The sequence below is a fragment of the Pseudomonas muyukensis genome, assembly GCF_019139535.1.
Classification (GTDB): domain Bacteria; phylum Pseudomonadota; class Gammaproteobacteria; order Pseudomonadales; family Pseudomonadaceae; genus Aquipseudomonas; species Aquipseudomonas muyukensis.
Window position 1 is genome coordinate 3,490,053 of the sequence record NZ_CP077073.1, and the last position, 25,670, is coordinate 3,515,722.

The window sequence follows — 25,670 nt, forward strand, 5'->3', positions numbered from 1 at the left end:
GTCAGAACTCGTTCTGCAGGGCCTTGTAGCCCTGCACCAGGTCGATGTTGGTGCGCGCCACGTCCTCGGAGAACTCCGAAGCCGACACGCTGACCGGCGGGTAGCTGGCCAGGTCGGTGTGCGGGCCGATGTGCTCGGTGGGCGGCACGTAGAAGCGCGGCGGCAGGTCGCGGCCGTCGACCACCGAGTTGTGCCGCACCACGCTGCCGTCGCCGACCTTGCAGTTGAACAGCACGCTGTTGAAGCCGATGAACACCCGGTCGCCCACCTCGCAGGGGCCATGCACGATGGAGCGATGGGCAATGGAGCTGTACTGGCCGATGCGCACCGCGGCGCCGGACTTGGAATGGATCACCACGCCATCCTGGATGTTGGAGTTGGCGCCGATGACGATCGGCTGCATGTCGCCACTGGCGTCCACCTCGTCGGCGCGGATCACTGCGTAGGGGCCGACGAACACGTTGTCGTGGATGATCACCTTGCCGCAGATGATGGCGGTGTGGTCGATGTAGGCCGACTCGGCGATTTCGGGGAGGTGGCCGGAGGGGTTCTTGCGGATCACGGGGGCGGTCCTGGGCAAAAGGAAGGCGTTAAATGTTACGTTATAACAATTACTTTGCAACACCTTTGCAGGAGGATCTGGCAAACTTCACCCCTTGCAGGAGCCGGCCTTGCCGGCGAACACCGGTGTAGCCGGTGCCATTCACGCTGTTGCCTGGTTCGCCAGCACGCTGGCCCGCACCCTCAACGTTCACAACGCCAGGCCTTTACCATGCGCATTCGCCCCACCCTCGCCCGCGACGTCGCCCTGCTGCCGGCCCTCGAGCGTTCGGCCGCCCAGGCCTTCCGGCAACTACCGGCCCTGGCCTGGCTGGCCGACGGCGCCGTCATGGCTGAAGCCGACCACCTGGCGTACGTCAGCGCCGCCAGCAGCTGGGTCGCGGTGGATGAGCACGACACCCCGGTGGGCTTTCTCTGCGCGACGGTCGCAGGCGACGCCCTGCACATCGACGAGCTGTCGGTCGGGCTCCAGGCCCAGGGCCATGGCCTGGGGCGGCGCTTGCTCGACCAGGCCAGCGCCTCCGCCCGCCAGCACGGCCAGCGCTGCCTGACCCTGACCACCTTCGCCGAGGTGCCGTGGAACGCCCCGTTCTACCAGCGCTACGGCTTCGTGCCGTTGTCGGTGGGGCAACTCGACGCGCGCCTTTCAGCCGTGCTGGCCGCGGAACTCGCCCACGGCCTGCACAACCGCTGCGCCATGCGCCTGTCGCTCGCCCTGTGAGCCGCGGTATCCAAGGCCCCCGCCTCTCACGTAAAGTCAGCTGACCTGCGGTAACGGACAACCCGATGGATAAATACGCCCCCCGCCAGTGGCTGCCCCACGAAAAGCCCAGCCTGCCCGGTTCGCCTTCCACGCCCCTGCACGCGCCGGCCAAGCGCCTGGCCTACGGCGTGGTCGGCCTGCTGGTGGCCATCACCGGTGGCCTGGGCAACGCGCTGGTGGTGGCCAACCTGCCGTTCCTGCAAGGCGCCCTGGGCGCCACCAGCGCCGAGATGGCCTGGCTGCCGGCCGCCTTCGTGATGACCAACGTGTCGATGAACCTGCTGCTGGTGAAGTTCCGCCAGCAATTCGGCCTGCGCGCCTTCACCGAGGTGTTCCTGGTGCTCTATGCCCTGGTCACCTTCGCCCACCTGTTCGTCAACGACCTCAACTCGGCCATCGCCGTGCGCGCCGCCCACGGCATGGTCGGCGCCGCGCTCAGTTCGCTGGGGCTGTACTACATGATCCAGGCCTTCCCCGCCCAGTGGCGGCTCAAGGCCATGGTGCTGGGCCTGGGCGCCTCGCAACTGGCGGTGCCGTTGGCGCGGATCTTCTTCGAGGACCTGCTGCAGATCGCCGAATGGCGCGGGTTGTACCTGTTCGAACTGGGCCTGGCACTGGCGGCGCTGGGTTGCGTGCTGCTGCTCAAGCTGCCGCCGGGCGACCGCTTCAAGACCTTCGAGCCGCTGGACTTCCTGACCTTCACCCTGATGGCCAGCGGCACCGCCCTGCTCTGCGCGGCGCTGTCGCTCGGGCGCATCGACTGGTGGCTGGATGCGCCGTGGATCGGCGTGGCGCTGGCGGCGGCCATCGCTTTGATCTTCTCGGGGCTGGCCATCGAGCACAACCGCAGCAACCCCCTGTTGATGACCCGCTGGCTGGGCAGCGGCGCGATCATCCGCCTGGCCCTGTGCGTGATCCTGATCCGCATGGTCACCTCCGAGCAATCCACCGGCGCGGTGGGTTTTCTGCAGGCACTGAACATGAGCAGCGAGCAGATGCGCACGCTGTACGCGATCATGCTGCTGGGGGCTATCGCCGGGCTGGCCAGCAGCGCCCTGACCATCAACCCCGCCCACCTGGTGCTGCCACTGTTCATCTCGCTGGCGGCGATGGCCACCGGCGCCTTCATGGACAGCAGCTCGAGCAACCTCACCCGCCCGGCGCAGATGTACTTGAGCCAATTCCTGCTGGCCTTCGGCAGCACCTTCTTCTTCGGCCCGTCGATGGCCCTGGGCATCAGCCATGTGCGCGCCAACCCGCGCAATCTGGTGAGCTTTTCGGTGCTGTTCGGGATCTGCAACAACCTCGGCGGCCTGATCGGCTCGGCGTTGCTGGGCACCTTCCAGACCCTGCGCGAGAAGTTCCATTCCAGCACCCTGGTCGACCAGCTCAGCAGCCTTGAACCGCTGGTCGGCGCACGGATCCAGGGCGGTGGCGCCGGCTACGCCGGGGTCATCGTCGACCCGGCGCTGCGCAACGAGGTGGGCATGCGCCTGCTGGCCAACGCGGCAACCCGCGAGGCCAACGTGCTGGCCTACAACGATGTGTTCATGCTGATCGGCACGATCGCTATCCTGACCATGATCTGGATCTTCATCCGCAGCCTTTACCTGCGCTACCTCAACGCCACCAGCGGTGCCCCGACCCGATGACCCAGGAAACGCCCACGACCACCACCACCGCCATCGCCGAAACCCCAGAGGGCAGCGTGCCACCGAGCGAGCCGAGCAGCCCGGCGCGCACCCGGCGGGTACGCCTGCTGTCGTCGCTGAGCTTCGCCGCCGTGGCCCTGGCTGGCATCCTGCTGGTGCTCTACGCCTGGCGCCTGCCGCCGTTCAGCAGTGCCATCGAGAGCACCGAGAATGCCCTGGTACGCGGCCAGGTGACGATCATCGGCCCGCAGCTGGGGGGCTATATCGTCGAGGTGCCGGTGCATGACTTCCAGTTCGTCAAGCAAGGCGACCTGCTGGTACGCCTGGATGACCGCATCTACACCCAGCGCCTGGCCCAGGCCATTGCCCAGCTCAAGCAGCAGCAGGCGGCGCTGGCCAACAACCTGCAGCAACGCAACAGCGCCGAGGCCACCATCGCCCAACGCCAGGCGGCGATAACCGATGCCGCGGCCCAGGCCGACAAGGCCCGCGCCGACCTGCAGCGCAACCAGGCGCTGGTCAGCGACGGCTCGGTGTCGCGCCGCGAGCTCGACCTCAGCCGCGCCAGCCAGGCCGCCGCCATCGCCAGCCTGGCCCAGGCCAAGGCCGCACTGGAGATCGCCCGCCAGGACCGCGAGACGGTGATCGTCAACCGCGCCGCCCTGCAGGCTTCGGTGGAGAACGCCAAGGCCGCCGTCGAGCTGGCCCGCATCGACCTCGACAACACCCGGGTCAAGGCCCCGCGCGACGGCCAGCTCGGCCAGATCGGCACCCGCCTGGGCGCCTACGTCAACCCGGGCGCGCAGTTGATGGCGCTGGTGCCCGATACCCTTTGGGTGATTGCCAACATGAAGGAGACGCAAATGGCCAACGTGCGCATCGGCCAGGCGGCGACCTTCACCGTCGATGCGCTCAACCACCTGAAGCTGCGCGGCCATGTGCAGCAGATCTCGCCGGCCACCGGTTCCGAGTTCGCCTTGCTGCAAGGCGACAATGCCACCGGCAACTTCGTCAAGATCGCCCAGCGCATCCCGGTGCGCATCACCGTCGACGCCGGGCAGGCCGATGCCCGGCACCTGAGGCCGGGGATGTCGGTGGTGGTGAGTATCGATACCCATCAAGGCGTGGTTGCCGAATAAGGACCCTGCGCATGACCGCCATTCGAATACCGCGTCACCGATGGCGCGCCGACCTTTGAGTATTCCGGGTCTGCCGAACGCCAGATCAGCGCATGCACCAACGCCCACTCTCCATGATTCAAAACCGCTCGGCGACCATCTTGAACGGGTACGGCTGGGCCTGGTACTTGCCGATCTTGCCACGCTTGGGCAACACCACCTTGTGTTCGTGGCGCAGGTCCTTGTAGGGGATCTGCTGCAACAGGTGGCTGATGATGTTCAGCCGCGCCTTGCGCTTGTCTTCGGAGCGCGCCATGTACCAGGGGGCCCAGGATGAGTCGGAGGCGGCGAACATGTCGTCGCGGGCGCGGGTGTAGTCGTCCCAGCGGTTATAGGACTTGACGTCCATCGGTGACAACTTCCACAGCTTGCGCCCGTCGTTGATGCGGTCCTGCAGGCGCCGGGTCTGCTCCTCGGCGCTGACTTCGAGCCAGTACTTGATGAGGATGATCCCCGACTCGACCATCATCCGCTCGAACATCGGCACCACGGTGAGGAACTTGTGCGCCTGCTCGTCGCTGCAAAAGCCCATCACCCGCTCGACCCCGGCGCGGTTGTACCAGCTGCGGTCGAAGATCACCACCTCGCCGGCGGCCGGCAGGTGGGTCAGGTAGCGCTGGGCGTACATCTGGGTCTTTTCCCGGTCGGTGGGCGCCGGCAGCGCCACCACACGGAACACCCGCGGGCTGACCCGCTCGGTGATGGCCTTGATCGTGCCGCCCTTGCCGGCACCGTCGCGGCCCTCGAAGACGATGCACACCTTAAGGCCCTTGGCCACTACCCACTGCTGGAGCTTGACCAGCTCCACGTGCAGGCGCTTGAGCTGCGCCTCGTAATGCTTGCGCCCGAGTTTTTCCGATGCGTTGTCGTGCTTGCGTTTGCTGCCCCCGGCCTTGGCCATCACCTGCTCCTCGTTGACGGTCCCCGGTGGCACCGGGGCGGATCAGAGGAGTATGGATGAGCGCTGGCAAATTGCCGGGCAAGCCGCCGCCGCGGTGCGTGGGTACTTTGCCAAACGCCGCACAACCTCGTCGACATGTCGTCTTGCCATGATTGCGGGGGCTCTGCAACGCGGGTTTTAATCCTGGCGTCGTACATTCAAGGAAGCCTTACCATGGACAGGAAGCTCATAGCGCTGGCACTGCTGGCAACCTTGGCCGGCTGCTCGGACGGCCAGCAGCCCAACGAAACCGACCTACGCCAGGCCGCCCAGGCCTACCTCGATACCCAGTACCCCTACTGTTTCGTGATCAGCGCTTTTCCTGCCCGTACCCGCGACTTCGATGTCGAGGGGACCAACCAGGCCCTGCATGCCCTGGCCCAGGTCGGGGTGGTCAGCGAGCGCGAGATCAGCCGCACCGAAGTGCCCGAGCGCCTGTGGCAACCGGCGCGCACCGATATCTACTATGCCTACGAGCTCACCGACGAAGGCCGCCGCTACTACAAGGCCGATGTGCGCCAGGACAAGGCTGGCAGCCTGGGTGGGTTGTGCTTTGGCAAGGCCGAGGTCACCGCCATCAAGGGCTTCAGTGAACCCAGCGAGCACCAGGGGCGGACCCAGGCACAGGTCACCTACAGCTACCGGGTGACCGACCTGCCGAGCTGGGCCGCCGATCGCGCGGTGCAGGCGGGAATCGCCGGGCTTGGCCAGGCACTGGCCAGTGCTGAGCAGCCCTTGGAGGAAACCCGCAGCATGGTGCTGACCGAGCGGGGCTGGGTGCATGAGCGGTTGTTGGTCAATTGAAATAGGGGTGTTTGCCGCGAGTTATGCAGCGTCTGGGAGATCGAGCGCCGCGCGGGCGGCGCTCGATCTCCCAGGCGCTGTAAATCCCGCGCCCCCCTGCGGCCTCTCGTCGCAGGCACCTCCCCCTTGGCAAATCCGCCACACACCGTAAAATCCCGCCTCCTTTTCCCGTCGCCCCCGGCCTTGCGCCTCCTGCCCACGCGCAGCGCTCGCACGCCGACACGGCGTATATCCGCGTGTTCCAACTTGAGGTCCGTATGTCTGCGCGTTTGCTGGCGATGGCGCTGGCGCCCCTGCTCGGCTTGTTCATCATTGCCCTGGGCAATGGCTTCCTGTCGTCCCTGACCACCCTGCGCCTGGGCGCCGCCGGCGAATCGGCGACCACCATCGGTATCGTCTCCTCGACCTACTTCATCGGCCTGACCCTGGGCGCGGTGTTCAACGACCGGTTGATCCTGCGCATCGGCCATATCCGCGCCTACAGCAGCTTCGCCGCGCTGATCGGCGCGACCATCCTGCTGCAGGGGCTGTTCTACGACACCACCTGGTGGTCGGTGCTGCGCCTGATCAACGGCTGGGCCGCCGTCGGCGTGTTCCTGGTCATCGAGAGCTGGCTGCTGCTGGCCGGCGACGCCAAGATCCGCGGTCGCCTGCTGGCGCTGTACATGATCACCTTCTACGGCGCGGGGGTGATCGCCCAGGCCGGCCTGGGCGAGATCACCCGCCTGGGTGACACCGCGCCGTTCATGCTCGCCGGCATGCTGGCCACGCTGTCGGTGCTGCCGATCGTGATCCTGCCGCGGGTATCGCCGCTGCTGGACCAGGTCGAGCCGCTCAAGCCGCGCCAGTTGCTGGGCGTGGCGCCGACCGGGCTGGTCGGCTGCTTTGGCTCCGGCGTGGCCATTGCCGCGATCTATACCCTGCTGCCGCTGTACCTGCAGCGCATCGGCATGGATGTGGGCGAGGTCGGCGGGATGATGGCCTGGGTGATCCTCGGCGCCATGCTGTTGCAGTACCCGGTGGGCCGCTGGTCCGACCGCAAGGACCGGCAGACCGTGCTGATCGCCCTGGCGGCGCTGTGTACCGTGCTGTCGCTGCTGATCGTGCTGCTGCCGGCCGACACCCTGCTGCTGCCGGCCCTGCTGTTCCTGCTCGGCGGTGGCGTGTTCGCGCTGTACCCGGTGGCGGTCAGCAGCGCCGCCGACCGGGCCCCGGCCGATGCGCTGGTGCCGATGATCCAGGGCCTGCTGCTGATCAACTCGCTGGGTTCGGCGCTGGCGCCCCTGGCCATTTCGCCGATGATGACCTCCTACGGCGAGGTCGGGCTGTTCTGGGCCTTCGCGGTGATCAACCTGGCCATGGTCGGGTTCTTCCTGTGGCGCCGCGGCAAGCGCCCGGCCCCGGAGCACCCGGCGCCGTTCGCGCCGACCGCGACCTTCTCGCCGACCGGTGCCGAACTGCGGGTCACCGAGGACCTGATGCACGCGGCCCAGGAGCATCCGCCCCTGGATGCGATGGCGGCCGCGCCTGCGAAGCCTCGGGCCGACCTCGGCTGAATCCGCCAAGGGCCGCTGCGCGGCCCTGTTCATGACCGCTCGTCGCGCCGCGGGCACCCCGGCCCGGCAGCAGTGGCCAAAGCCATGACAGTTCATCCGACAGGAGACGCATCATGGTCCGTAACCGCCCCCTTGCCGTCCTGCTGGCCCTGACCCTGGGCCTGGCATCGGCCGCCAGTTTTGCCGCCACCGACATGCACGGCAGTGCTGGCCACAGTGAACAGTCATCGGGCGATCAGCCCAAGGGCAAGACTGCCGGTGAAGGCAGCAGCGTGAACGATCCCGGCGGCAGCCGCAGCAATGACAGCAGCGATACCGGCAGCGGTTCGGATGCCGCCGACGGGGCCGCGGGAGGCTCGAACAGCACCGGCGAGGCAACCGGCAGTGGCGCCGGGGCGTCGGGAGGTACCGCCGAGGACCAGGACAGCCGCTAAGCCTTGAGGCCATTGCCGGCGAACCACCGGCGCAGCCGGTGCCAGGCACGTGGTTCGCCAGCAAGGTCGGCACCTACCGGCAGGGGCACCAATCAGGCCCCTCAACGCCAATATCGCGCCTGCTCCACCACCCGCTCGTGCTCGGCAAACAGCAACGGCAACTGCGCCTTGAGATAATCCAGCCAGGTGCGCACCTTGGCATCCAGGTAGTGCCGCGACGGGTAGATCGCATAGATCTCGCGCTGGCGTAGCCGATGCGGGGCCAACAAACGCAGCAGGCGCCCCTCCTCCATCGCCAGGCTCGCCGAATAATAAGGCAGCAGCCCGATCCCCATGCCCAGCTCCGTGGCCTTGAGCATCGCATCGGCGACATTGGTCAGGAAGGTGTCCTGGGGCACGATCACGCAATCCTGCGGGCTGCCTTCGAACGACCAGTCCTCCTCGAACAACGGGTCGACCGTGCGCAGGCAGACATGCCCGTGCAGGTCTTCGGGGCGCTGCGGCACGCCCTGGCGCTCGAGGTAGTCGGGCGAGGCGCACAGAATGCTGTGGATGCTGCCCAGGGGGATGGCGATCAGTTGCGAGTCCGGCAGGCCCTGGCCGATGGCAATCACCACATCATGCCCTTCGGCCAGCGGGTCGGGGTTGCGCTGGGACAGGGTCAGCTCCATGACCACCTCCGGGCAGGTCGCGTTGTAGCGCGCCACCAAAGGCATCATCAACAACCCCAGGCCGTGGGTGCAATGGATGCGCAAGCGCCCACGCGGGGTCAGGTGGGCGCCGCGGGCCTCATCCATGGCTTCCTCGGTGAGCAGCATGATCTGTCGCGCACGCTCCAGGAAACGCTCGCCCGCCTCGCTCATGCGCAGGCGTCGGGTGGTGCGGTGCAGCAGGCGGGTCTGCAACTGGTTCTCCAGTTCGGCAACGATCCGCGACACCTGCGCCGCCGAGATGTCCAGGGCGCTGGCCGCCGCGGCGAAGCTGCCGCATTCCACGACCCGGGCGAAGGTGCGCATTGCATGCAGCATATCCATGAGCTGATGCCTCATTCATACGTAATGGGCATGAATCTATCACGGGATAGCCCATTTATTGTGAAACGTAAATGAATGGATCATGAGGCATGTTTCACAAACAGGAGCTGCTCATGAAATCTTCACTCGCCTTCATCGCCCTTTGCACTTCGCTCGCTTCGTTCGGCGCCTTGGCCGCCACCGACGCCCAAACCTACGAATACGGCATGCCGCTCGATGTGGCCAAGGTCATCTCGATCACCCCGGCGAGCAACGCCGCCAACTGCCAGATCGGCACCGCGCACATGGTCTACATCGACCGCCAGGGCCAGACCCGCGAAGTCGACTACCGCGAAATGGGCAACTGCTCGCAGCAGTGAGCTGCGGGAAAAATACCAGCCAACGTGCTGAAAGTGCATTTGCCCTGCCCGCGCCGCACCGCATGATCTTCCGGGACAACAACAAGAACAGCCCGGACCATGAACCCGACCGATACCCCCGCCGCGCCCTGCGCGCCCGCCTCGCCCAGCGCCCACGCCCGTGTCACCTGGCGGCTGATGCCGCTGTTGCTGGTGTGCTACCTGTTCGCCCACCTGGATCGCATCAACATCGGCTTCGCCAAGATGCAGATGAGCGCCGACCTGGGCTTTTCCGATACCGTCTACGGCCTTGGCGCCGGGCTGTTCTTCATCGCCTACGCGCTGTTCGGCGTGCCCAGCAACCTGGCCCTGGAACGGGTTGGGCCGCGGCGCTGGATCGCCGCGCTGATGATCACCTGGGGGCTGCTGTCCAGCGCCATGATGGGCGTCGAGGACGCCGCCGGGTTCTATGCCCTGCGCTTTTTGCTGGGGGTGGCCGAAGCGGGCTTCTTCCCCGGCATCCTGGTGGTGCTCAACCGTTGGTACCCCGCCCGGCGCCGGGCCCAGGTCACCGCGCTGTTCGCCATTGCCGTGCCGCTGGCCGGGGTGGTTGGCGGGCCGTTGTCCGGCGCAATCCTCCAGGCTTTTCATGACCTCGGCGCACTGCGTGGCTGGCAATGGATGTTCCTGATCGAGGGCTTGCCGGTGGTGCTGCTTGGCCTGGTAGTGCTCAAGGCGCTGCCGGACAGCTTCGAGCAGGTGGCTTGGCTGAGCGACGCGCAAAAGCACGCCCTGCGCACGGAAATGGCTGGCGAGGAGCGGCGCAAGCCGGTCACTTCGTGGCGTGGATTGTTCCGCGACGGCCATGTGTGGTTGCTGGTGGCGGTGTATTTCGCGGTGATGCTGGCGGTCAACACCCTGGCGTTCTGGATGCCCAGCCTGATCCATGGCGCCGGTATCGGCAGCGACGGCCAGGTCGGCCTGCTCAGTGCCATCCCCTACCTGGCCGGCTGCCTGTTCATGCTCGGCTGCGGGCGTTCGTCCGATCGCCTGGCTGAGCGCCGTTGGCACCTGTGCGTGCCGCTGCTGATGGCAGCCGCCGGCATCGCTTTGGCGGGCCTGGTACCTGGTAGCCCGGTGCTGGTGATGGCTGGGCTGGTGGTCGCCGGCATGGGTGCCAGCGCGGCCCTGCCGATGTTCTGGCAACTGCCGCCGGCGTTCCTGGCGGGCACTGCCCAGGTCACCGGGATTGCCATGATCAGTTCGTTCGGCAGCATCGCGGCGTTCCTGGCGCCTTACCTGATCGGCTGGATGCGCGATACCGCCGCAAGCCCAGGGCTGGCCCTGCAGGTGCTGGCGGTGGCGATCATGCTGGGTGGGTTGCTGGTGCTCAAGGTGCCGGCGGCGCTGGCGGATCCGTGCTGACCGCCGTGCTGTCGCGCAGGGAACCATGCCCTGTGGGAGCGGCCTTGCGTCGCGAAAGGGGCGCGTAGCGGCCCTAGATTCCGAGCCCTCATCGAAATTGCTGGGGCTGCTGCGCAGCCCTTTCGCGACGCAAGGCCGCTCCCACAGCGTTAACGGTTTGCTCCATGGTAGCCGGCTTGCCAGGCGCCGCGCGCAATCAGCCCAGCAGCTCGCTGATCCAACGCGCCTGGCGGGTCATCTCGCGCACCTTTTCCTCTGGTACCGCCTGCCGCGCCCGGGCGAAGTTGTCCAGGGTCTGCTGCTTCTGGCGCAGCATGCGCCGCCATTTCACCAGGAACGCCGGGCTGCGCGCCGCCATCAGCAACGGGCCGAAGTACAGTTGCTCGGCGCTGTAGCGCACCGCCTCGCAGCGTTCGGCAACGATGATTTCGTAGTCGAAGCGATTCTCGCGCAGCACTTCCTCGACCAGGATCCGATAGCCGTTGTCCATCAACCACTGACGCAGCGGCTGCTCGCCGCCGTTGGGTTGCAGGATCAGGCGCTCCTGGCCGCTGAGATACGCCTTGCCCGCCTCGAGGATGGCGCAGATGGTCTCGCCGCCCATGCCGCAGACACTGACCGCGGTGATGCCATCCTGCGCCGCGATCGCCGCCAGGCCATCGGCGTGACGCACGCTGACCTGCGCCTCGAGGCCGTTGTCACGCACGGTGCGCTGGGCCGAAAGAAACGGCGTCAACGCCACCTCGCCGGCCACCGCGGCGCTGATCGCCCCACGGCGCACCAGCGCCACCGGCAGGTAGCCGTGGTCCGAGCCGATATCGGCCAGGCGCGCGCCCGCCGGGACATGGGCCGCCACGCGCTCCAGGCGCGCGGACAATCTGTGTTCGTTCAACTGCTGCCTCTCTCACAACCTGGGCCCGGCGCCTGCGGCCGGGTCGGGGCGCGATTCTGCCGGGGCTGGCCGTGCATTTCAAATGCCCGCGACCAGTACCCGCCTCGACCTGCCCGGCGCGCTCGCGTAGGCTTGCCGCTTTCCTTCCGTTGCAAGGCGAGCCCCATGGCCAATAACGACATCATCTACACCCCCGACCCAGACGCCGACTCGATTTCCTCGGACGTCGCCGAGTACAACGGCATCCTGGTCAGCACCCAGATCCCGGTGCACGCCGATGGCAGCCTGGCTCTCGGCGACATCACCACCCAGTGCGAATGCACCCTGCAGGCGCTGAAAGTCGCCCTGGAACGCGCCGGCAGCTCGATGGACCGGGTACTGCACCTGACCATCTACCTCACCGACATGGCCGACCGCGCCGCGTTCAACGAGGTCTACCAGCGCTTCTTCAGCAAGCCATGGCCGGTGCGCGCGGCCGTGGGCGTGGCGTCGCTGGCGTTCGAAGGCATGCGCGTGGAAGTGACGGCGATGGCGGCCAAGGGCTGATCGTCTGGCCAGGCGGCCAAGGCAAGCCTTGGCCGCCACTCACTCCTTGGGCAGCAGCGGCAAATAGAATGGCATCTCGAACTCCGGCATGCCGGAACCATCCGCCGGCCTCACGACCACCTTGCCATCCTTGCAATAGCCGCCGATCACGCTCATCTGGCCGACCACCGCCATCAACGAACGCTTGGCCATGCGCGTCTCGCGCTCCTGCGGGCTGGTAAAGCACGGCGCCATGCTAGCCTGCAGGCCATCGTCGAGTAGCGGTGGTTGGTCTGGGGCGGCGCAACTGGCGTCGAGCATTGCCTGGTCCAGTCCCTTGGCCCCTTTCAAATTTGCCCCGCTCAGATTGACTTCGGCCAGGTTCGCCCCCTGAAACTTCGCGCCAGCCAGGTCGGCGTCCTCGAAGTCGGCCAGCATCAGGTCCGCCCCCGAAAAATCGGCAGCGCCTAGCTTTGCCGAAGTGAACGTCGCGCCATTGAGGGTGCTGGCCGAGAAATCGCTGCCGCGGGCGGAAGCCCCCTTGAAGTTGGCGAACAACATGTTCGAGCGTTGGAACCGTGCTTCTTCCAGAACAGCATTGGCGAAGGAACTGGCGTTCAACTCTGAAAACGACAAGTCACTCATCGTCATCCGGCTACCGTTGAAGTTGACGCCCGTGCCGTGCAAAGAACGGGCGGACATCCGGATCATCTGCAACCGAGACAGGTCCTGGCATTGCACAATGGCACCGTCCAGGTCGATACCGTCCAGCACCGCCGACGCCGAGCGTAATGTCGCGACGGCCTCGGGGAATTCCGCCGGCAACAGGCTGCCACGGGCGGATGCGACGGTGCCAAATGCTTTTTCCAGGTAACTTTGCGCCAGGGGTTTGTGGTTGAACCAGATGATCCCCCCGGCGACGGCGCCCACCGCCAGGACGAACGCTGCCTGACGCAGCCTCGAACGACGCCGCCTTCCCGACAGGTAGCCATCCACGCGGGCGCTGATGGCGGCGACCTCTACGCGCTTGTTCTGGACCAGCCGCAACGCGGCGCCTTCGCCCGACATCACCGAGGTGAACACATCGATACCTGGCAACCCGTAGCTGCTCGCATCCTCCACCGCCTGCTGCACGCTTGCGCCCAGCCGAGCAAGCTCTGCCACCGACAACGCACTCACCTCAGGTACGCCGTTCAGCGCGGTGATCACGCTCTCGCGAAGTGACTCCAGCGCAGGCCCGACCATGAACGCCAGCTTGCCCAGGACCGCGGCAAGCACATCGCTGGCCAGGCCGGTCTTGCCGACCAGCACCGCCAATTCGTCGGCACAGGCCTGGTTGGACCTGTCGAGCGAGGTGATCCATGACTTGAGCAGCACAAGGCTCCGGCTCTTCCTTGCGTCATCGTCAGCGGATTCACCCGGGATATAGGCCGCGACGTTGCTGCAGATCACATAGCGGTGGATGCGCGCACCCCAGGTAGCTTCCAACTGACCGAAACGAACCAACGCCTTGACCATGTCCGCGTCGCGCGTGGTCCATTTGCCGTTGCCCTGGCGCGTCTTGACCTGGAACACGTCGATCCCGCCGTCACCCCGCACCCCGAGGATGTCCTCCCTGTGTTCGAACCAGAATTCGTTATAGGTTCTGGTGCGCATCGCATCAAACAGCAGTAGCACCCCCATGGTTGCCTGGTATCGATAGCGTCGCTGCACATCGGCGGCGATATCGGATGATTGGCTTGGGAGCTGGCTCGGCGCCGTAAGCGGCGGCTGCCTCATTGGGTCATGGGTGGTCAAGGTCTTCCTCCGTTGCACCCAAGATGCGGCGCAAAAGCATTTTTTCAAGAGAATTCATGCAGATACCCAGCGAATTTGGCCAAGAGCCGCCGCGCCTGGCCGAGCAGGCGGCATCGATCCGTCGCCTGCGGGTAGTGAAAGGTGCGAGCGCCCTGTTTCGCCGTTACAATGCCCGCCTTACCGTGACAGCCCGAACCTATAACGACATGTCCCTTCCAAAGCACCACCTGGAACTGCTCAGCCCTGCCCGTGACGTGAGCATCGCCCGCGAGGCGATCCTGCACGGCGCTGACGCCATCTACATCGGCGGCCCGAGCTTCGGCGCGCGCCACAACGCCTGCAACGATGTCAGCGACATCGCCGGCCTGGTCGAATTCGCCCGGCGCTACCACGCCCGGGTGTTCACCACCATCAACACCATCCTCCACGACAACGAACTGGAACCTGCGCGCCAGCTGATCCACCAGCTGTACGACGCCGGCGTCGATGCGCTGATCGTCCAGGATCTGGGGGTGATGGAGCTGGACATCCCGCCGATCGAGCTGCACGCCAGCACCCAGACCGACATCCGTACCCTGGAGCGGGCCAAGTTCCTCGACCAGGCCGGTTTTTCCCAACTGGTGCTGGCCCGTGAACTGAACCTGCAGCAGATTCGCGCCATCGCCGGCGAAACCGACGCGGCCATCGAGTTCTTCATCCATGGCGCGCTGTGCGTGGCCTTCTCCGGCCAGTGCAACATCTCCCACGCCCAGACCGGGCGCAGTGCCAACCGTGGCGACTGCTCCCAGGCCTGCCGCCTGCCATACACCCTCAAGGACGACCAGGGCCGCGTGGTCGCTTTCGAGAAGCACCTGCTGTCGATGAAGGACAACAACCAGACCGCCAACCTGGCTGACCTGGTCGATGCCGGCGTGCGCTCGTTCAAGATCGAAGGCCGCTACAAGGACATGGGGTATGTGAAGAACATCACCGCCCACTACCGCAAGGAGCTCGACGCCATTCTCGAAGGCCGCCCGGAACTGGCTCGCGCCTCCAGCGGGCGCACCGAGCACTTCTTCCTGCCCGACCCGGACAAGACCTTCCACCGCGGCAGCACCGACTATTTCGTCACCGACCGCAAGGTCGACATCGGCGCCTTCGACTCGCCGACCTTCACCGGTTTGCCGGTGGGTGTGGTGGAGAAAGTCGGCAAGCGCGACCTGCAGGTGCTCACCGAGGTGCCGCTGACCAACGGTGACGGCCTGAACGTGCTGGTCAAGCGCGAAGTCGTGGGTTTTCGCGCCAACATCGCCGAGCTCAAGAGCGAATCCGAGGAAGACGGCCAGAAGCGCTACCGCTACCGCGTCGAACCCAACGAAATGCCCGAGGGCCTGGACAAGCTGCGCCCGAACCACCCGCTGTCGCGCAACCTCGACCACAACTGGCAGCAAGCCCTGCAGCGCACCTCGTCCGAACGCCGGGTCGGCGTCGAGTGGCACGCGGTGCTGCGCGAGCAACGCCTGCTGCTGACCCTCAGCAGCGAGGAAGGCATCAGCGTGCAAGTGGCGCTGGACGGCCCGTTCGGCGCGGCCAACAAGCCGCAGCAGGCGCTGGAGCAACTGCACGACCTGCTCGGCCAGCTGGGCACCACGATGTACCACGCCAACGCCATCGAGCTGGATGCGCCACAGGCGTACTTCATCCCCAGCTCGCAACTCAAGGCCCTGCGCCGCGAGGCCATCGAGGCACTGACCCAGGCCCGCGTCCAGGCCCACCCGCGCGGCTCGCGCAAGGCCGAAGCCACCCCGGCGCCGGTGTACCCGGAGTCGCACCTGTCGTTCCTGGCCAACGTCTACAACCAGAAGGCCCGCGACTTCTACCACCGGCACGGCGTGCAGCTGATCGACGCGGCGTACGAAGCCCACGAGGAGCACGGCGAAGTGCCGGTGATGATCACCAAGCATTGCCTGCGCTTCTCGTTCAACCTGTGCCCCAAGCAGGCCAAGGGTGTCACCGGGGTGCGCACCAAGGTGGCGCCGATGCAACTGATCCAGGGCGACGAAGTGCTGACCCTGAAGTTCGACTGCAAGCCGTGCGAGATGCATGTGATCGGCAAGATGAAAGGCCACATCATCGACTTGCCGACCCCTGGCAGCGCGGTGGCCCAGGTGGTCGGGCACATCAGCCCGGAAGACCTGCTCAAGACCATCCCACGCGCCCCTCACTGACCCAGTAGCAGCCCAATTGCTGGCGAACCGGCGACACAGCGCCGGGTTCGCCAGCAAGATGCCGCCGCGAGGTCGAGTCTTTTTAGTCTCATGTGATACACTCGAGCATCTTTGGCATAGCCAGACATCGACTCGAGGCCACCCATGCGCATCACCCTCCAGGAAGAACGCCTGCTCAAGGCGCTGGCCCACGCCATCGTGGTCCACCCCCGCGCCACCCTGAAAGAGCTGGCCGAGACCGCCGGCGTCAGCAAGGCCACCCTGCACCGCTTCTGCGGCACCCGGGAAAACCTGCTGAGCATGCTCGAGGACCATGGCGAACACGTACTCAACCAGGTCATCGACGAAGCAGACCTGACCCAGGCCGAGCCGCTGCACGGTATCCGTCACCTGATCGCCGAACACCTCAAGCATCGCGAGATGCTGGTGTTTCTAATGTTCCAGTATCGCCCCGACACCCTGCTCAACGACGCCGAGGACCAGCGCTGGCTGGCCTATACCCAGGCCATGGACGCCTTCTTCCTGCGCGCCCAGCAACTGGGCGTGCTGCGCATCGATATCAGCGCGGCGGTCTTCACCGAGATGTTCATGACCATGATCTACGGCATGGTCGATGCCGAGCGCCGCGGCCGCGCCGCCAGCGCCAACAGCGCCCAGACCCTTGAGCAGCTGTTCCTGCATGGGGCCCTGGCACCTGCCTGACGCCGCTCGGCGAACACCTGGTCGCCCAGGAGACCGAGCGCCGCTCGCGGATGGTTCGCCTTAGGTGATCTAGCGCCTGTGAGACCGAGCGCCGCCCGCGCGGGCGGCGCTCGGTCTGATAGGCGCTGCATCTGCGTCGGCGAACACCTGTCAGCCATCACGCCCCTGTCTCACCCCGTCTCATTCTGCGACACCCCGCGCCAAGCCCTGCCCGCGCCACCCAGGACAAAACCCTTTGGCGCCGGGCCCATCGCCACTTCACAGCCCTTGGCACGCCCTTTGCCAAAGCCCTGGCTACCCCCAAAAGCCAAGAGGCACCGTCTGATGAATACCGAACTGCCGATTCTCCCCGCTACCCGCGCCTTCCTGGCGCGCAAGCTGAAGATGCGTATCGGCGCTGAGTGGCAGGATGCCGCAAGTGGCCAGACCATGACCTTCCGTAACCCGGCCACCGGGGAAGTGCTTGGTGAAGTGCCCTCGGCCCAGGCACAGGACGTGGACCGCGCGGTGCACGCCGCGCGCCAGGCCTTCGACGACTCGGCGTGGAGCCGCATGCGCCCCCGCGAACGGCAGAACCTGCTGTGGCGCCTGGCCGACCTGATGGAGCGCGACGCCCAGCAGCTCGCCGAACTGGAGTGCCTGAACAACGGCAAGAGCGCCGTGGTGGCCAAGGTGATGGATGTGCAATTGGCCATCGACTTCCTGCGCTACATGGCCGGTTGGGCCACCAAGATCGAAGGCAGCACGGTCGAGCCGTCGATGCCGCTGATGCCCGACGGCGACTTCCATGCCTTCGTCCGGCGCGAAGCCGTGGGCGTGGTCGGCGCCATCGTCGCCTGGAACTTCCCGCTGCTGCTGGCCTGCTGGAAACTCGGCCCGGCCCTGGCCACCGGCTGCACCATGGTCCTCAAGCCCGCCGACGAAACCCCGCTGAGCGTGCTCAAGCTCGCCGAGCTGGTGGATGAAGCCGGCTACCCGGCCGGGGTGCTCAACGTGGTCACCGGCACTGGCCTGAACGCCGGCGCGGCCCTCAGCCGCCACCCCGGCGTGGACAAGCTGACCTTCACCGGCTCCACCGAGGTCGGCAAGCTGATCGGCAAGGCGGCCATGGACAACATGACCCGTGTCACCCTCGAGCTGGGCGGCAAGTCGCCGACCATCGTCATGCCCGATGCCAACCTGCAGGAAGCCGCCGCCGGCGCCGCCATGGCGATCTTCTTCAACCAGGGCCAGGTATGCTGCGCGGGCTCGCGCCTGTACGTGCACCGCAAGCACTTCGACAACGTGGTGGCCGATATCGCCGGCATCGCCAATGGCATGAAGCTGGGCAACGGCCTCGACCCTTCGGTGCAGATGGGGCCGCTGATCTCGGCCAAGCAGCAGGACCGGGTCACCGGCTACATCAACCTGGGCCGCGAGCTGGGCGCGACCCTGGCCTGCGGCGGCGAAGGCTTCGGCCCGGGCTACTTCGTCAAGCCCACGGTGCTGGTGGATGTCGATCAGCGCCACCGCCTGGTGCAGGAGGAAATCTTCGGGCCGGTACTGGTGGCCATGCCGTTCGATGACCTCGACGAAGTGGTGCGCCTGGCCAACGACAACCCCTATGGCCTGGGCGCAAGCATCTGGTCCAACGACCTGGCGGCGGTGCACCGCATGATCCCGCGGATCAAGTCGGGCTCGGTGTGGGTCAACTGCCACAGCGCCCTGGACCCGGCGCTGCCGTTCGGTGGCTACAAGATGTCCGGCGTGGGTCGCGAGATGGGCGCGGCGGCGATCGAGCACTACACCGAGCTCAAGGCGGTGATGATGAAGCTCTGACGGCCCGACCTCAAGCCAACCTGCACACGCCAGCCTTGCTGGCGAACCCGGCGTGAGCAGGCGCGCGAACAGACGCCCCTGGCTCAGCCGCGCAAGTGCTTGAGCTTGCGGTACAGCGTCGCCCGGCTGATGCCCAGGGCCTCGGCGGCAGCCGAGACATTGCCCTGGTGCCGGGCCAGGGCGGCGCGGATCAGCTCCAGTTCGTTGTCGCGCAGGCTGCCGGAGGGCGCTGCGCCGCGGGTCAGCTCGTCGAGCAGGCAATCGGTGAGGTGTTCGAGGGTCAGCACCTGTTCGTCGGCCTCGCGCATGGCCAGGGCGGTGCGCAGGACCATCTCCAGCTGGCGGATGTTGCCTGGCCAGTCGAAACCGTCGAGCAACGCGGCCAGCGCTGGGTCGAGGCTCACGCCACGGCCCGCGGACTTGTCCAGCAGGCCCTGGATGATCGCCGCCAGGTCCTCGCGCTCGCGCAAGGCCGGCAAGCGCAGCGACACGCCGTTGACCCGGTAGTACAGGTCCTGGCGCAGACGCTGCTCGGCCACCAGGCGCTTGAGGTCGCGGTGGGTGGCGCAGATCAGCGCCACGTCGATGTCTTGCTCGTCAGCGGCCCCCAGCGGCGCGACCCGGCGCTCCTGCAGCACACGCAACAGCCGGGCCTGCAAGGCCAGCGGCATGTCACCGATCTCGTCGAGGAACAAGGTGCCGCCGTGGGCCTGCATCAGCCGCCCGACCATGCCACCCCGGCGCGCACCGGTGAAGGCGCCGTCGCGGTAGCCGAACAGTTCCGACTCGATCAGGCCTTCGGGGATCGCCGCACAGTTGACCGCCACGAATGGCTTGTCGGCCCGCGGCCCGGCCTGGTGCAGGGCGCGGGCAGTGACTTCCTTGCCGGTGCCGGTCTCGCCCAGCAGCAACACCGGCAACCCGCTGGCCAGGCCTTGGCCGGCCATGCGCAAGGCCCGGGCCAGGCGCGCGTCGTCGCCGGCCAGCGCCTCGAGGGCCTGGGCCTTGGCCGGCGAGGCCGACCGGGGCGGCGCCACCGCGCCCTTGAGTGGCGATTGCCGCGGCAGGTGCAGGGCACGGAAGAAGAGTTCGCCGCGGGCAGTCTGCACACTGCTCACCGCGCCCTGCCACAGACGGGCGATAAAGCCCGGCGCGCGTTCGCCAAACAGGTCACTGGCAGGCTGGCCGAGCAGGGCCTGGCGGCTTGCCCGCAGCAGTTGGCAGGCATTGTCGTTGGCGGCCAGCACCTCGCCGTCCAGGCTCAACGCCAGCAGGCCCTGCCAGGCGCTGGCCAGGTACTGCGGGCGGCTATGGAAGGCCAGCACCAGGTGCTCGGCCTGTTGCAGCGCGAACAGCCGATTCTCGATCTGCCCGGCCGCCAGCAGCAGCGTCGACAGGCTGTCCTGGGGCTGGGCCATGACCCCTTCGCGGGTGACATCGAGCACGCCGATCACCTGGCCTTGCGGGTCGCGCAGTGGCACCGAGGTACAGGAGAACGGGCTGAGCCGGTCGAGGTAATGCTCGCCGCAGTTGATCAGCGTCGGTTGGCCTTCGACCAACGCCGTGCCGATGGCGTTGGTGCCGCGCAGCGCCTCGCTCCAGCAGCTGCCAGGGTGCAGGTCGCGCAGGCCCTCGCGGGCCAGCACCTGCTTCTGGCCCTCGATGGCCAGTACATTGGCCTGGGCATCGCCGAGGATGACGATGCCGCTCTTGCCCTGGCGCTTGACCAGGTAATCCAGCTCCGGGGTGACGGCGTCGATCAGCAGGCGGTTGTGCTCCAGCAGGCTGCGCAGCTCCTGGCCCTGGCCCAGTTGCTCGCCTTGCAGGCAGTCCAGGCCGTGGCTGAGGCTTCGGCGCCAGGAGGCGTCGATCGCGTCACGCAGCATGCCCGAAGGCAGTTCGCCTTCGTTGGCCAGTTTCAGGCGCACCAGGCGCGATTGCTGCAGAGGGTCGCCGGCGCCGAGGGCCGAGGTAGGTTGTCGCGCCATTGCATGCTCCATGCGCTGCCTCGTTTGTACGAGGCATCCAATTTTTCGGCAGTGTGCGTCAGAAATGGGTTGGCGTCATCAGGTGAGGGTTGTTCGTCGGGGGGATTTGCCGCCAGGCACGCGTGCAGGTGGCTTCATCGAGCAGGCGACGCGGCTCAGACCTCCCACGGCACGCCGCCCTCCCAGCGCGCCACCAGCAGGTCGATGAACCCTCGCACCCGTGGCGACAGGTGGCGCTTGCTCGGGTAGACGATACGGATCGGCTCCGCTGGCGGCCGATAATCGTGCAACACCTCCAGCAAAGCCCCGGCGCGCAAGTCGTCGCTGGTGATGTAGGTCGGCAGGTGGATCAGCCCGAACCCGGCCCGCGCACCGGCCAGCATGGCTTCTGAGCTGTCGATGTTGAGCCGCCCGGGTTCCTCGCACAGGTGCAGCCCGGCCTCGGTGCGAAAGCGCCAGGGCGCGGACTTTTCGCCAACCAGGAAGGCAATCTTGTCATGCCCATACAGGTCCGCCGGCACCTGCGGGGTGCCGTGACGCTCGAGGTAGCCGGGCGAGGCGCAGGTGACGAACTGCTGCCAGGCCACGGTACGGGTCAGCAGCTGCGAGTCCTCTTTCGGCGCGCCGATACGCACCGCCACGTCGACGCCCTCCTCGACCAGGTCGACATACCGGTCGGTGAACCGGATATCGGCGCGCAGGTCGGGCCACTGCTTGAGATAGGCATCGAGAATCGGCAGCACATGGCGCTGGCCGAACGACAGCGGCGCGGTCAGGCGCAGGGTGCCGGTGGGCTTGCCCCGGCGCAGGGCCATGGTGCTCTCGACCTCGTCGAGGTCGTCGAGAATCTGCCGCCAGCGCTCGAACGCCACCAGCCCTTCGTCGGTCAGGCTCAACTTGCGCGTGGTGCGGTTGAGCAGGCGCACGCCCATGCGCACCTCCAGGCGGGCGATGCCCTTGCCCACCGCCGAGCGGGTCAAGCCCAGGCTGGCCGCCGCTGCGGTGAAGCTGCCGGCTTTCACGGCGCTGACAAAGGCGGCGATATCGCCGAAACGGTTGGGTTCCATGCTGTTTCCTGGGTAAGGCAAGACCTGCTAGATGGGTGCGGCCTGGCCGATTGCAAGGGTCAGTGCCCGGCCTCGATGGCCGGCGTCGCCCAACTGGCCAAGGGTAACGGCGGCTGCGGGGCCAGGATCCGCCGCCAGATCAACCCCAGCTTGGCGCCATCGAACATCGACGCCGCGCCGCCACCGGCCCAATCCCGTGGCGCAATCGCTGCCCACTGCCCGGCGGCGTCACGCCGGGCCATCTCGAAGCGAAAACTGTAGTTGCCCGGCAAGCCCATGCGCAGGTCGCTGACCACCAGCGCGTCGCCAATCACGTCGTAACGCAGCCAATCCCCGGTGAACCAGCGCAAGCGCTGCAGCAACGGCGCATCGGCCAGTACCTCACCGGCCTGAAGATTACGTGGCAGGCGCAGGTGCTCCGCGGGCGTGCGGTCGAAAAGGCTGCTCACGCCCTCGTAATAATGGCCATCCGGGGTTTTCGCCAGCAGCCGCCAGACCAGGCTGTTGAAGGCGATCGGCACGGCGCGCACTTCGCTTGCGGCTACACCCTGGGCCTGCAACGCCTGCTCGAAGCGCTGCTCGACGAGTATCCGTCCGGCCAGGCCGAAGCCCAGGTAGGCCGTACTGAAGGCCAGGGCCAGCGACAGCAGTGCCACGGCCCGGCCACGCAAGCCCCGGCACCCGGCATACAGCACCGCCGCCAGCAGCGGCAGGGTGTAGAGCGGGTCGATGATGAACACCGCCGCCCAGCTTTGCGGGGTCGGCTGCAACGGCCAGAACAGTTGCGTGCCGTACACGGTGAAGGCATCCAGCAACGGATGGGTCACCAGCACCAGCCAGAAGGCCAGGAACAAGCGGGGCCAGGCGTAGCCCTTGTGGCGCCCGACCCAAGCGACCAGCCAGGCCAGCAACAAGGCCAGGCCGCTGAGCACGAACAACGAATGGGAGAAGCCGCGATGGTAGGTCATCTGCGACACCGGGTCGGCGTAGCGGATCAGCACGTCGAGGTCTGGCAGGGTGCCGAGCGCGGCGCCATACAGCAGCGCGCGGCGGCCCTGGACACGGCCCAGCACGGTGCCCTGCAGGGCGGCGCCGAGAACGGCTTGGGTCAATGAGTCCAAGGGGCAGGATCCTTTATGCTGATCGATCCGTGGAACCTACCCGGATCCAGGCACCCCGTGCAAACCCTCGTTCACCGCCAACGCGACCGCCTTAGAACTGCACCCCACGGGTCAGGCCACCATCGACCAGCAGGTTGGTGCCGGTGATGAAGCTTGCCGCGGGGCTGGCCAGGAACACCGCCGCCCGCGCCACTTCATCGGGCCGGGCCATGCGCCCCAGGGGGTTGGCGGCCAGGCTGCGGGCGAAGGCCTCGGGTTGCTCGCGCTCGATCTTGCCCCATACGCCATCGGCGAAATAGACATTGCCCGGCGACACGCAATTGACCCGGATGCCCTCGTGGGCATGGCGCGCCGACAGGGTCTTGCCATAGTGATTGAGGGCGGCCTTGAGCACGCCATAGGGTTCGTCGAAGCTGCTCAGTTCCCGGCCCGACACGCTGGAAATCAACACCACCGCCGCCCGCGCCGAAGCCCGCAACCATGGCAGCGCCGCCGCGACCAGGCCGACGCTGCCCAGCAGGTCGGTCTCGAACGCCTGGCGCCACACCGCGGCCTCGCTGCCATGGGCCAGGGCGCTGACATTGGGCACGACGATATCGACGCCGCCCAGGCGCTCAGCCGCCTGGGCAACCCAGGCCGTGACTTGCCCGGCATCGGTGATATCCACCGCCCAGCCCTGGGCATCGGCCCCCAGCTCGGCCTCGGCGGCGCGCACGCCGGCCTGGTCACGGGCACAGAAGGCCACCTGGGCGCCTTCGCCCAGGAAGCCCTCGACGATTGCCCGGCCAATACCGCGGGTGCCGCCGCTGACCAATACCCGTGCGCCTTGCAGTTGCAGGTCCATGCATGTTTCCTCTGGCTGATTGAAGTGGCGCGAGTCTAAGGGCGATCGCGCGCCAGCCTGCGCTATGGGCCGAGAAAAGCCATGCAGTTCGACAATGCCGAACAGGCACGCCTGCAAGCCTGGCCGATTGCAGGCACAATGGCCGGCCACCGCCCACTCGGGATCGCCCCATGTCCAGCAATAGCCGCCAGATCCAGTCCCTCGAACGGGCCATGCACCTGCTCGAGCTGATCCGCGCCGAGGGCGGCCGCGCCCGCCTGAACGACCTGGCCGCACTCAGCGGCCTGGGCAAGAGCACCGTGCATGGGCTGCTCGACACCCTGATGTCGCTGGGCTATGTCAGCCGCGACCAGCGCCATTACGCCCTGGGCCTGCGCCTGCGGCAACTGGCGCAGCCGGTGGGCGAAACCGAGCAACGCCTGCGCCAGGCCTTCACCCCGGCCTTGCGCGCTTTCGCCGAACTGTGCGGCGAGCGTTGTTTCCTCGCCGTGCCCGGCGGCACCCGAGCCTACCTCACCCTGGCCGCGCTCGATGGCCGCGGCCAGCCCCTGCAACTGCCGGCGGACACCCGCCGCGACGGCCTGACCACCTCGGCGATCGGCAAGGTGCTGCTGGCCCACGACCGGCAACTGGCGCGGCAGTTGGCGCGCACCCAGCCGGTGGCCGAGGCCTTGACCGAGGACCTGCGCCAGGTGGCCAACCAGGGGTATGCCCTCGACCTCGCCGCCTCGCGCCCCGACCTGCACTGCTTCGCCCTGCCCCTGCGCCTGCGCGGCCAGGTGGTCGCCGCGCTGGGCGCCGGCGGCCCGGCCGAACGCCTGCAGGCGCCGGTGATGCGCCGCATGGCGAGCCGAGCAATGCGTTCGCTGTTCGACCTGGTCAAGTGCTGAGCGCTACAGGCGTTTAGCCATTAGCACAGGCGTGCTAATCGACCCTGGCCAGCCAAGCCCCCTATAGTCCCTGCCTGTATTGGAAAAATCAGGAAAGGACCTCCATGCCCCGCACACTTGCCCACGCCTGCCGCTGGCTGGCCGCCCTGGCCTTGGCCGGCAACGCAGCGGCCATGGCCGCGCAGCCCTCGGGCGACTACTGGATCATCTACGGCAAGGGTGAGCGTCTGCACAACGAGGTGTATGTCGCCGATGCCGCCGGCATCATGCAAAAGCCCGGTGGCGTGCAATCGGCGCAGGTCATGCAGCTGTTCGAGGACCCGGCCTTCCCGACCCTGGCCGCCTACGAGGTGCAGGTCAAATGCAAGCAGCGCCAGATCCGCATCGACAGCGCCCGGGCGATCCGCCGCTTCGACGGAGCCCTGCGCGATGTGAAAACCAATGTCAAAGGCTGGGTCGCACCGAAGGACTACTGGCTGCAACGCACCTTCGCCTTCGTCTGCGCCCCCGACAACCGCGCGCGCAACCAGATGCTGGCGCTCGGCAAGATGCCGGCGGCGCAGATGGTCGCCACCATCCAGGCCATGTTCATCCAGCTGATTGGCGTGCAGGCCAACAGCCAGGCGGTGCAGGAGCTCGACGACATGCTGGGCAACAGCCCACGATGAGCACTCGCGCGCGACTGATCCTTGGCCTGTTGCTGCCGACCCTGGCCGGCTGCATCCCGACCCTGCCGGAGCTGTTGGCGAGCAACCAGTGGCAAGGGCGCGACGCCAAGCAGGCCATCGACTTCTTCGGCCCGCCCATGCGCATGGAGCCCTTGCCTGGCGGCGCTGGCGTGCAACTGGGCTGGTACCGCGATACCACCTACGTGCGCAAGGAGGTGGTCGGCAGTACCGCCGAGATGCAAGGCAACGTGATGGTCCACACCAACTACTGGGACGACGTGGCCCATCCTGGCGGCTGCACCATCCTGATGAGCGTGAACAAGGCACGGCAGATCAGCGATTTCGCCACCAAAGGCCGCTGCAACGGCGTCGACCTGGCGCCATGAGCGCGGGGCCAGCCCGCGTTCGCGGCCAGCCAGGACTTGCCCCGCGCGTGTAGGGCGCCGCCCTGGCCAAACACGGCGAA

General features: G+C 67.1%; 24 protein-coding genes. 15 read left to right on the forward strand and 9 right to left on the reverse strand.

The genetic code is table 11. The features are described from left to right. Position 1 precedes the first annotated feature (1 nt). Entirely contained in the window at positions 2-562 is a 561-nt protein-coding gene (locus KSS95_RS15600) for a gamma carbonic anhydrase family protein (RefSeq protein ID WP_186662146.1), read from the reverse strand. A gap of 210 nt (positions 563-772) precedes the next feature. On the opposite strand from KSS95_RS15600, the gene KSS95_RS15605 reads away from it, so the two are divergent. The 3 genes from KSS95_RS15605 to KSS95_RS15615 all read left to right on the forward strand — a co-directional run bounded on the left by KSS95_RS15605 (position 773) and on the right by KSS95_RS15615 (position 4,115). Beyond that, the gene (locus KSS95_RS15605; protein ID WP_217847974.1) at positions 773-1,282 is read left to right on the forward strand and encodes a GNAT family N-acetyltransferase; all 510 of its coding nucleotides are present in this window, start codon (positions 773-775) and stop codon (positions 1,280-1,282) included. A 65-nt stretch (positions 1,283-1,347) separates the two neighbouring features. After that, complete coding sequence (locus tag KSS95_RS15610; protein ID WP_217847975.1) at positions 1,348-2,976, forward strand: MFS transporter; 1,629 nt, start codon at positions 1,348-1,350, stop codon at positions 2,974-2,976. After that, complete coding sequence (locus KSS95_RS15615) at positions 2,973-4,115, forward strand: HlyD family secretion protein (protein WP_217847976.1); 1,143 nt, start codon at positions 2,973-2,975, stop codon at positions 4,113-4,115. The genes KSS95_RS15610 and KSS95_RS15615 overlap by 4 nt, the downstream gene beginning before the upstream one ends. Before the next feature lie 118 nt (positions 4,116-4,233). Here KSS95_RS15615 and ppk2 read toward each other — a convergent pair whose 3' ends face one another. Continuing rightward, complete coding sequence (ppk2, locus tag KSS95_RS15620) at positions 4,234-5,055, reverse strand: polyphosphate kinase 2 (RefSeq protein WP_217847977.1); 822 nt, start codon at positions 5,053-5,055, stop codon at positions 4,234-4,236. 213 nt (positions 5,056-5,268) lie between these two features. On the opposite strand from ppk2, the gene KSS95_RS15625 reads away from it, so the two are divergent. The 3 genes from KSS95_RS15625 to KSS95_RS15635 all read left to right on the forward strand — a co-directional run bounded on the left by KSS95_RS15625 (position 5,269) and on the right by KSS95_RS15635 (position 7,888). Further along, positions 5,269-5,898 (forward strand): SEN1982 family lipoprotein, encoded by a 630-nt coding sequence (locus KSS95_RS15625; protein ID WP_217847978.1) that lies wholly within the window; start codon positions 5,269-5,271, stop codon positions 5,896-5,898. 257 nt (positions 5,899-6,155) lie between these two features. Further along, positions 6,156-7,454: an MFS transporter gene (locus KSS95_RS15630; protein ID WP_217847979.1), complete on the forward strand. Its 1,299-nt coding sequence runs from the start codon at positions 6,156-6,158 to the stop codon at positions 7,452-7,454. A 113-nt stretch (positions 7,455-7,567) separates the two neighbouring features. Beyond that, entirely contained in the window at positions 7,568-7,888 is a 321-nt protein-coding gene (locus KSS95_RS15635) for a hypothetical protein (protein WP_217847980.1), read from the forward strand. Positions 7,889-7,989: 101 nt separating this feature from the next. On the opposite strand, the gene KSS95_RS15640 is transcribed toward KSS95_RS15635, so the two are convergent. Then, the gene (locus KSS95_RS15640; protein WP_217847981.1) at positions 7,990-8,922 is read right to left on the reverse strand and encodes a LysR family transcriptional regulator; all 933 of its coding nucleotides are present in this window, start codon (positions 8,920-8,922) and stop codon (positions 7,990-7,992) included. Positions 8,923-9,035: 113 nt separating this feature from the next. On the opposite strand from KSS95_RS15640, the gene KSS95_RS15645 reads away from it, so the two are divergent. Together KSS95_RS15645 and KSS95_RS15650 are read left to right on the forward strand one after the other, a co-directional pair. After that, positions 9,036-9,281: a DUF2790 domain-containing protein gene (locus tag KSS95_RS15645; protein WP_217847982.1), complete on the forward strand. Its 246-nt coding sequence runs from the start codon at positions 9,036-9,038 to the stop codon at positions 9,279-9,281. Positions 9,282-9,380: 99 nt separating this feature from the next. Continuing rightward, positions 9,381-10,685, forward strand: a complete 1,305-nt coding sequence (locus tag KSS95_RS15650) for an MFS transporter (RefSeq protein WP_217847983.1) — start codon at positions 9,381-9,383, stop codon at positions 10,683-10,685. Between the two features lie 196 nt (positions 10,686-10,881). Here KSS95_RS15650 and KSS95_RS15655 read toward each other — a convergent pair whose 3' ends face one another. Next, complete coding sequence (locus tag KSS95_RS15655; protein WP_217847984.1) at positions 10,882-11,577, reverse strand: tRNA (adenine(22)-N(1))-methyltransferase; 696 nt, start codon at positions 11,575-11,577, stop codon at positions 10,882-10,884. A gap of 165 nt (positions 11,578-11,742) precedes the next feature. Between KSS95_RS15655 and KSS95_RS15660 the strand changes: the two genes are divergently transcribed. Further along, the gene (locus tag KSS95_RS15660; RefSeq protein WP_217847985.1) at positions 11,743-12,123 is read left to right on the forward strand and encodes a RidA family protein; all 381 of its coding nucleotides are present in this window, start codon (positions 11,743-11,745) and stop codon (positions 12,121-12,123) included. 39 nt (positions 12,124-12,162) lie between these two features. Here KSS95_RS15660 and KSS95_RS15665 read toward each other — a convergent pair whose 3' ends face one another. Further along, the gene (locus tag KSS95_RS15665) at positions 12,163-13,899 is read right to left on the reverse strand and encodes a dsDNA nuclease domain-containing protein (protein ID WP_217847986.1); all 1,737 of its coding nucleotides are present in this window, start codon (positions 13,897-13,899) and stop codon (positions 12,163-12,165) included. Between the two features lie 206 nt (positions 13,900-14,105). Here KSS95_RS15665 and KSS95_RS15670 point away from each other — a divergent pair, with 206 nt between their 5' ends. From KSS95_RS15670 to KSS95_RS15680, 3 genes are all read left to right on the forward strand, one after another. Next, a complete protein-coding gene (locus tag KSS95_RS15670; RefSeq protein ID WP_217847987.1) occupies positions 14,106-16,106 on the forward strand; it encodes a peptidase U32 family protein in 2,001 nt (666 codons plus the stop codon). Between the two features lie 144 nt (positions 16,107-16,250). Further along, positions 16,251-16,808: a TetR/AcrR family transcriptional regulator gene (locus KSS95_RS15675; protein WP_217847988.1), complete on the forward strand. Its 558-nt coding sequence runs from the start codon at positions 16,251-16,253 to the stop codon at positions 16,806-16,808. 324 nt (positions 16,809-17,132) lie between these two features. Further along, positions 17,133-18,626 carry an aldehyde dehydrogenase family protein gene (locus KSS95_RS15680; protein WP_217847989.1) on the forward strand — a complete coding sequence of 498 codons (1,494 nt, stop codon included), beginning with the start codon at positions 17,133-17,135 and terminating at the stop codon, positions 18,624-18,626. Positions 18,627-18,709: 83 nt separating this feature from the next. Here the strand turns inward: KSS95_RS15680 and KSS95_RS15685 are convergent, their stop codons facing one another. From KSS95_RS15685 to KSS95_RS15700, 4 genes are all read right to left on the reverse strand, one after another. After that, a complete protein-coding gene (locus KSS95_RS15685; RefSeq protein WP_217847990.1) occupies positions 18,710-20,614 on the reverse strand; it encodes a sigma-54-dependent Fis family transcriptional regulator in 1,905 nt (634 codons plus the stop codon). A 155-nt stretch (positions 20,615-20,769) separates the two neighbouring features. After that, positions 20,770-21,681 carry a LysR family transcriptional regulator gene (locus KSS95_RS15690; RefSeq protein WP_217847991.1) on the reverse strand — a complete coding sequence of 304 codons (912 nt, stop codon included), beginning with the start codon at positions 21,679-21,681 and terminating at the stop codon, positions 20,770-20,772. Between the two features lie 59 nt (positions 21,682-21,740). Next, on the reverse strand, positions 21,741-22,802 hold the full coding sequence (locus KSS95_RS15695) for a metal-dependent hydrolase (protein WP_217847992.1): 1,062 nt from the start codon (positions 22,800-22,802) through the stop codon (positions 21,741-21,743). 91 nt (positions 22,803-22,893) lie between these two features. Beyond that, positions 22,894-23,646, reverse strand: a complete 753-nt coding sequence (locus KSS95_RS15700; protein ID WP_217847993.1) for an SDR family NAD(P)-dependent oxidoreductase — start codon at positions 23,644-23,646, stop codon at positions 22,894-22,896. A gap of 170 nt (positions 23,647-23,816) precedes the next feature. Here KSS95_RS15700 and KSS95_RS15705 point away from each other — a divergent pair, with 170 nt between their 5' ends. The 3 genes from KSS95_RS15705 (at position 23,817) to KSS95_RS15715 (ending at position 25,590) form a co-directional block, all read left to right on the forward strand. Then, positions 23,817-24,536 (forward strand): IclR family transcriptional regulator, encoded by a 720-nt coding sequence (locus KSS95_RS15705; protein ID WP_217847994.1) that lies wholly within the window; start codon positions 23,817-23,819, stop codon positions 24,534-24,536. A 104-nt stretch (positions 24,537-24,640) separates the two neighbouring features. After that, the gene (locus KSS95_RS15710) at positions 24,641-25,204 is read left to right on the forward strand and encodes a hypothetical protein (protein WP_217847995.1); all 564 of its coding nucleotides are present in this window, start codon (positions 24,641-24,643) and stop codon (positions 25,202-25,204) included. Continuing rightward, positions 25,201-25,590 (forward strand): hypothetical protein, encoded by a 390-nt coding sequence (locus KSS95_RS15715; RefSeq protein WP_217847996.1) that lies wholly within the window; start codon positions 25,201-25,203, stop codon positions 25,588-25,590. Before KSS95_RS15710 ends, KSS95_RS15715 begins: the two co-directional genes overlap by 4 nt. Positions 25,591-25,670 lie beyond the last annotated feature (80 nt).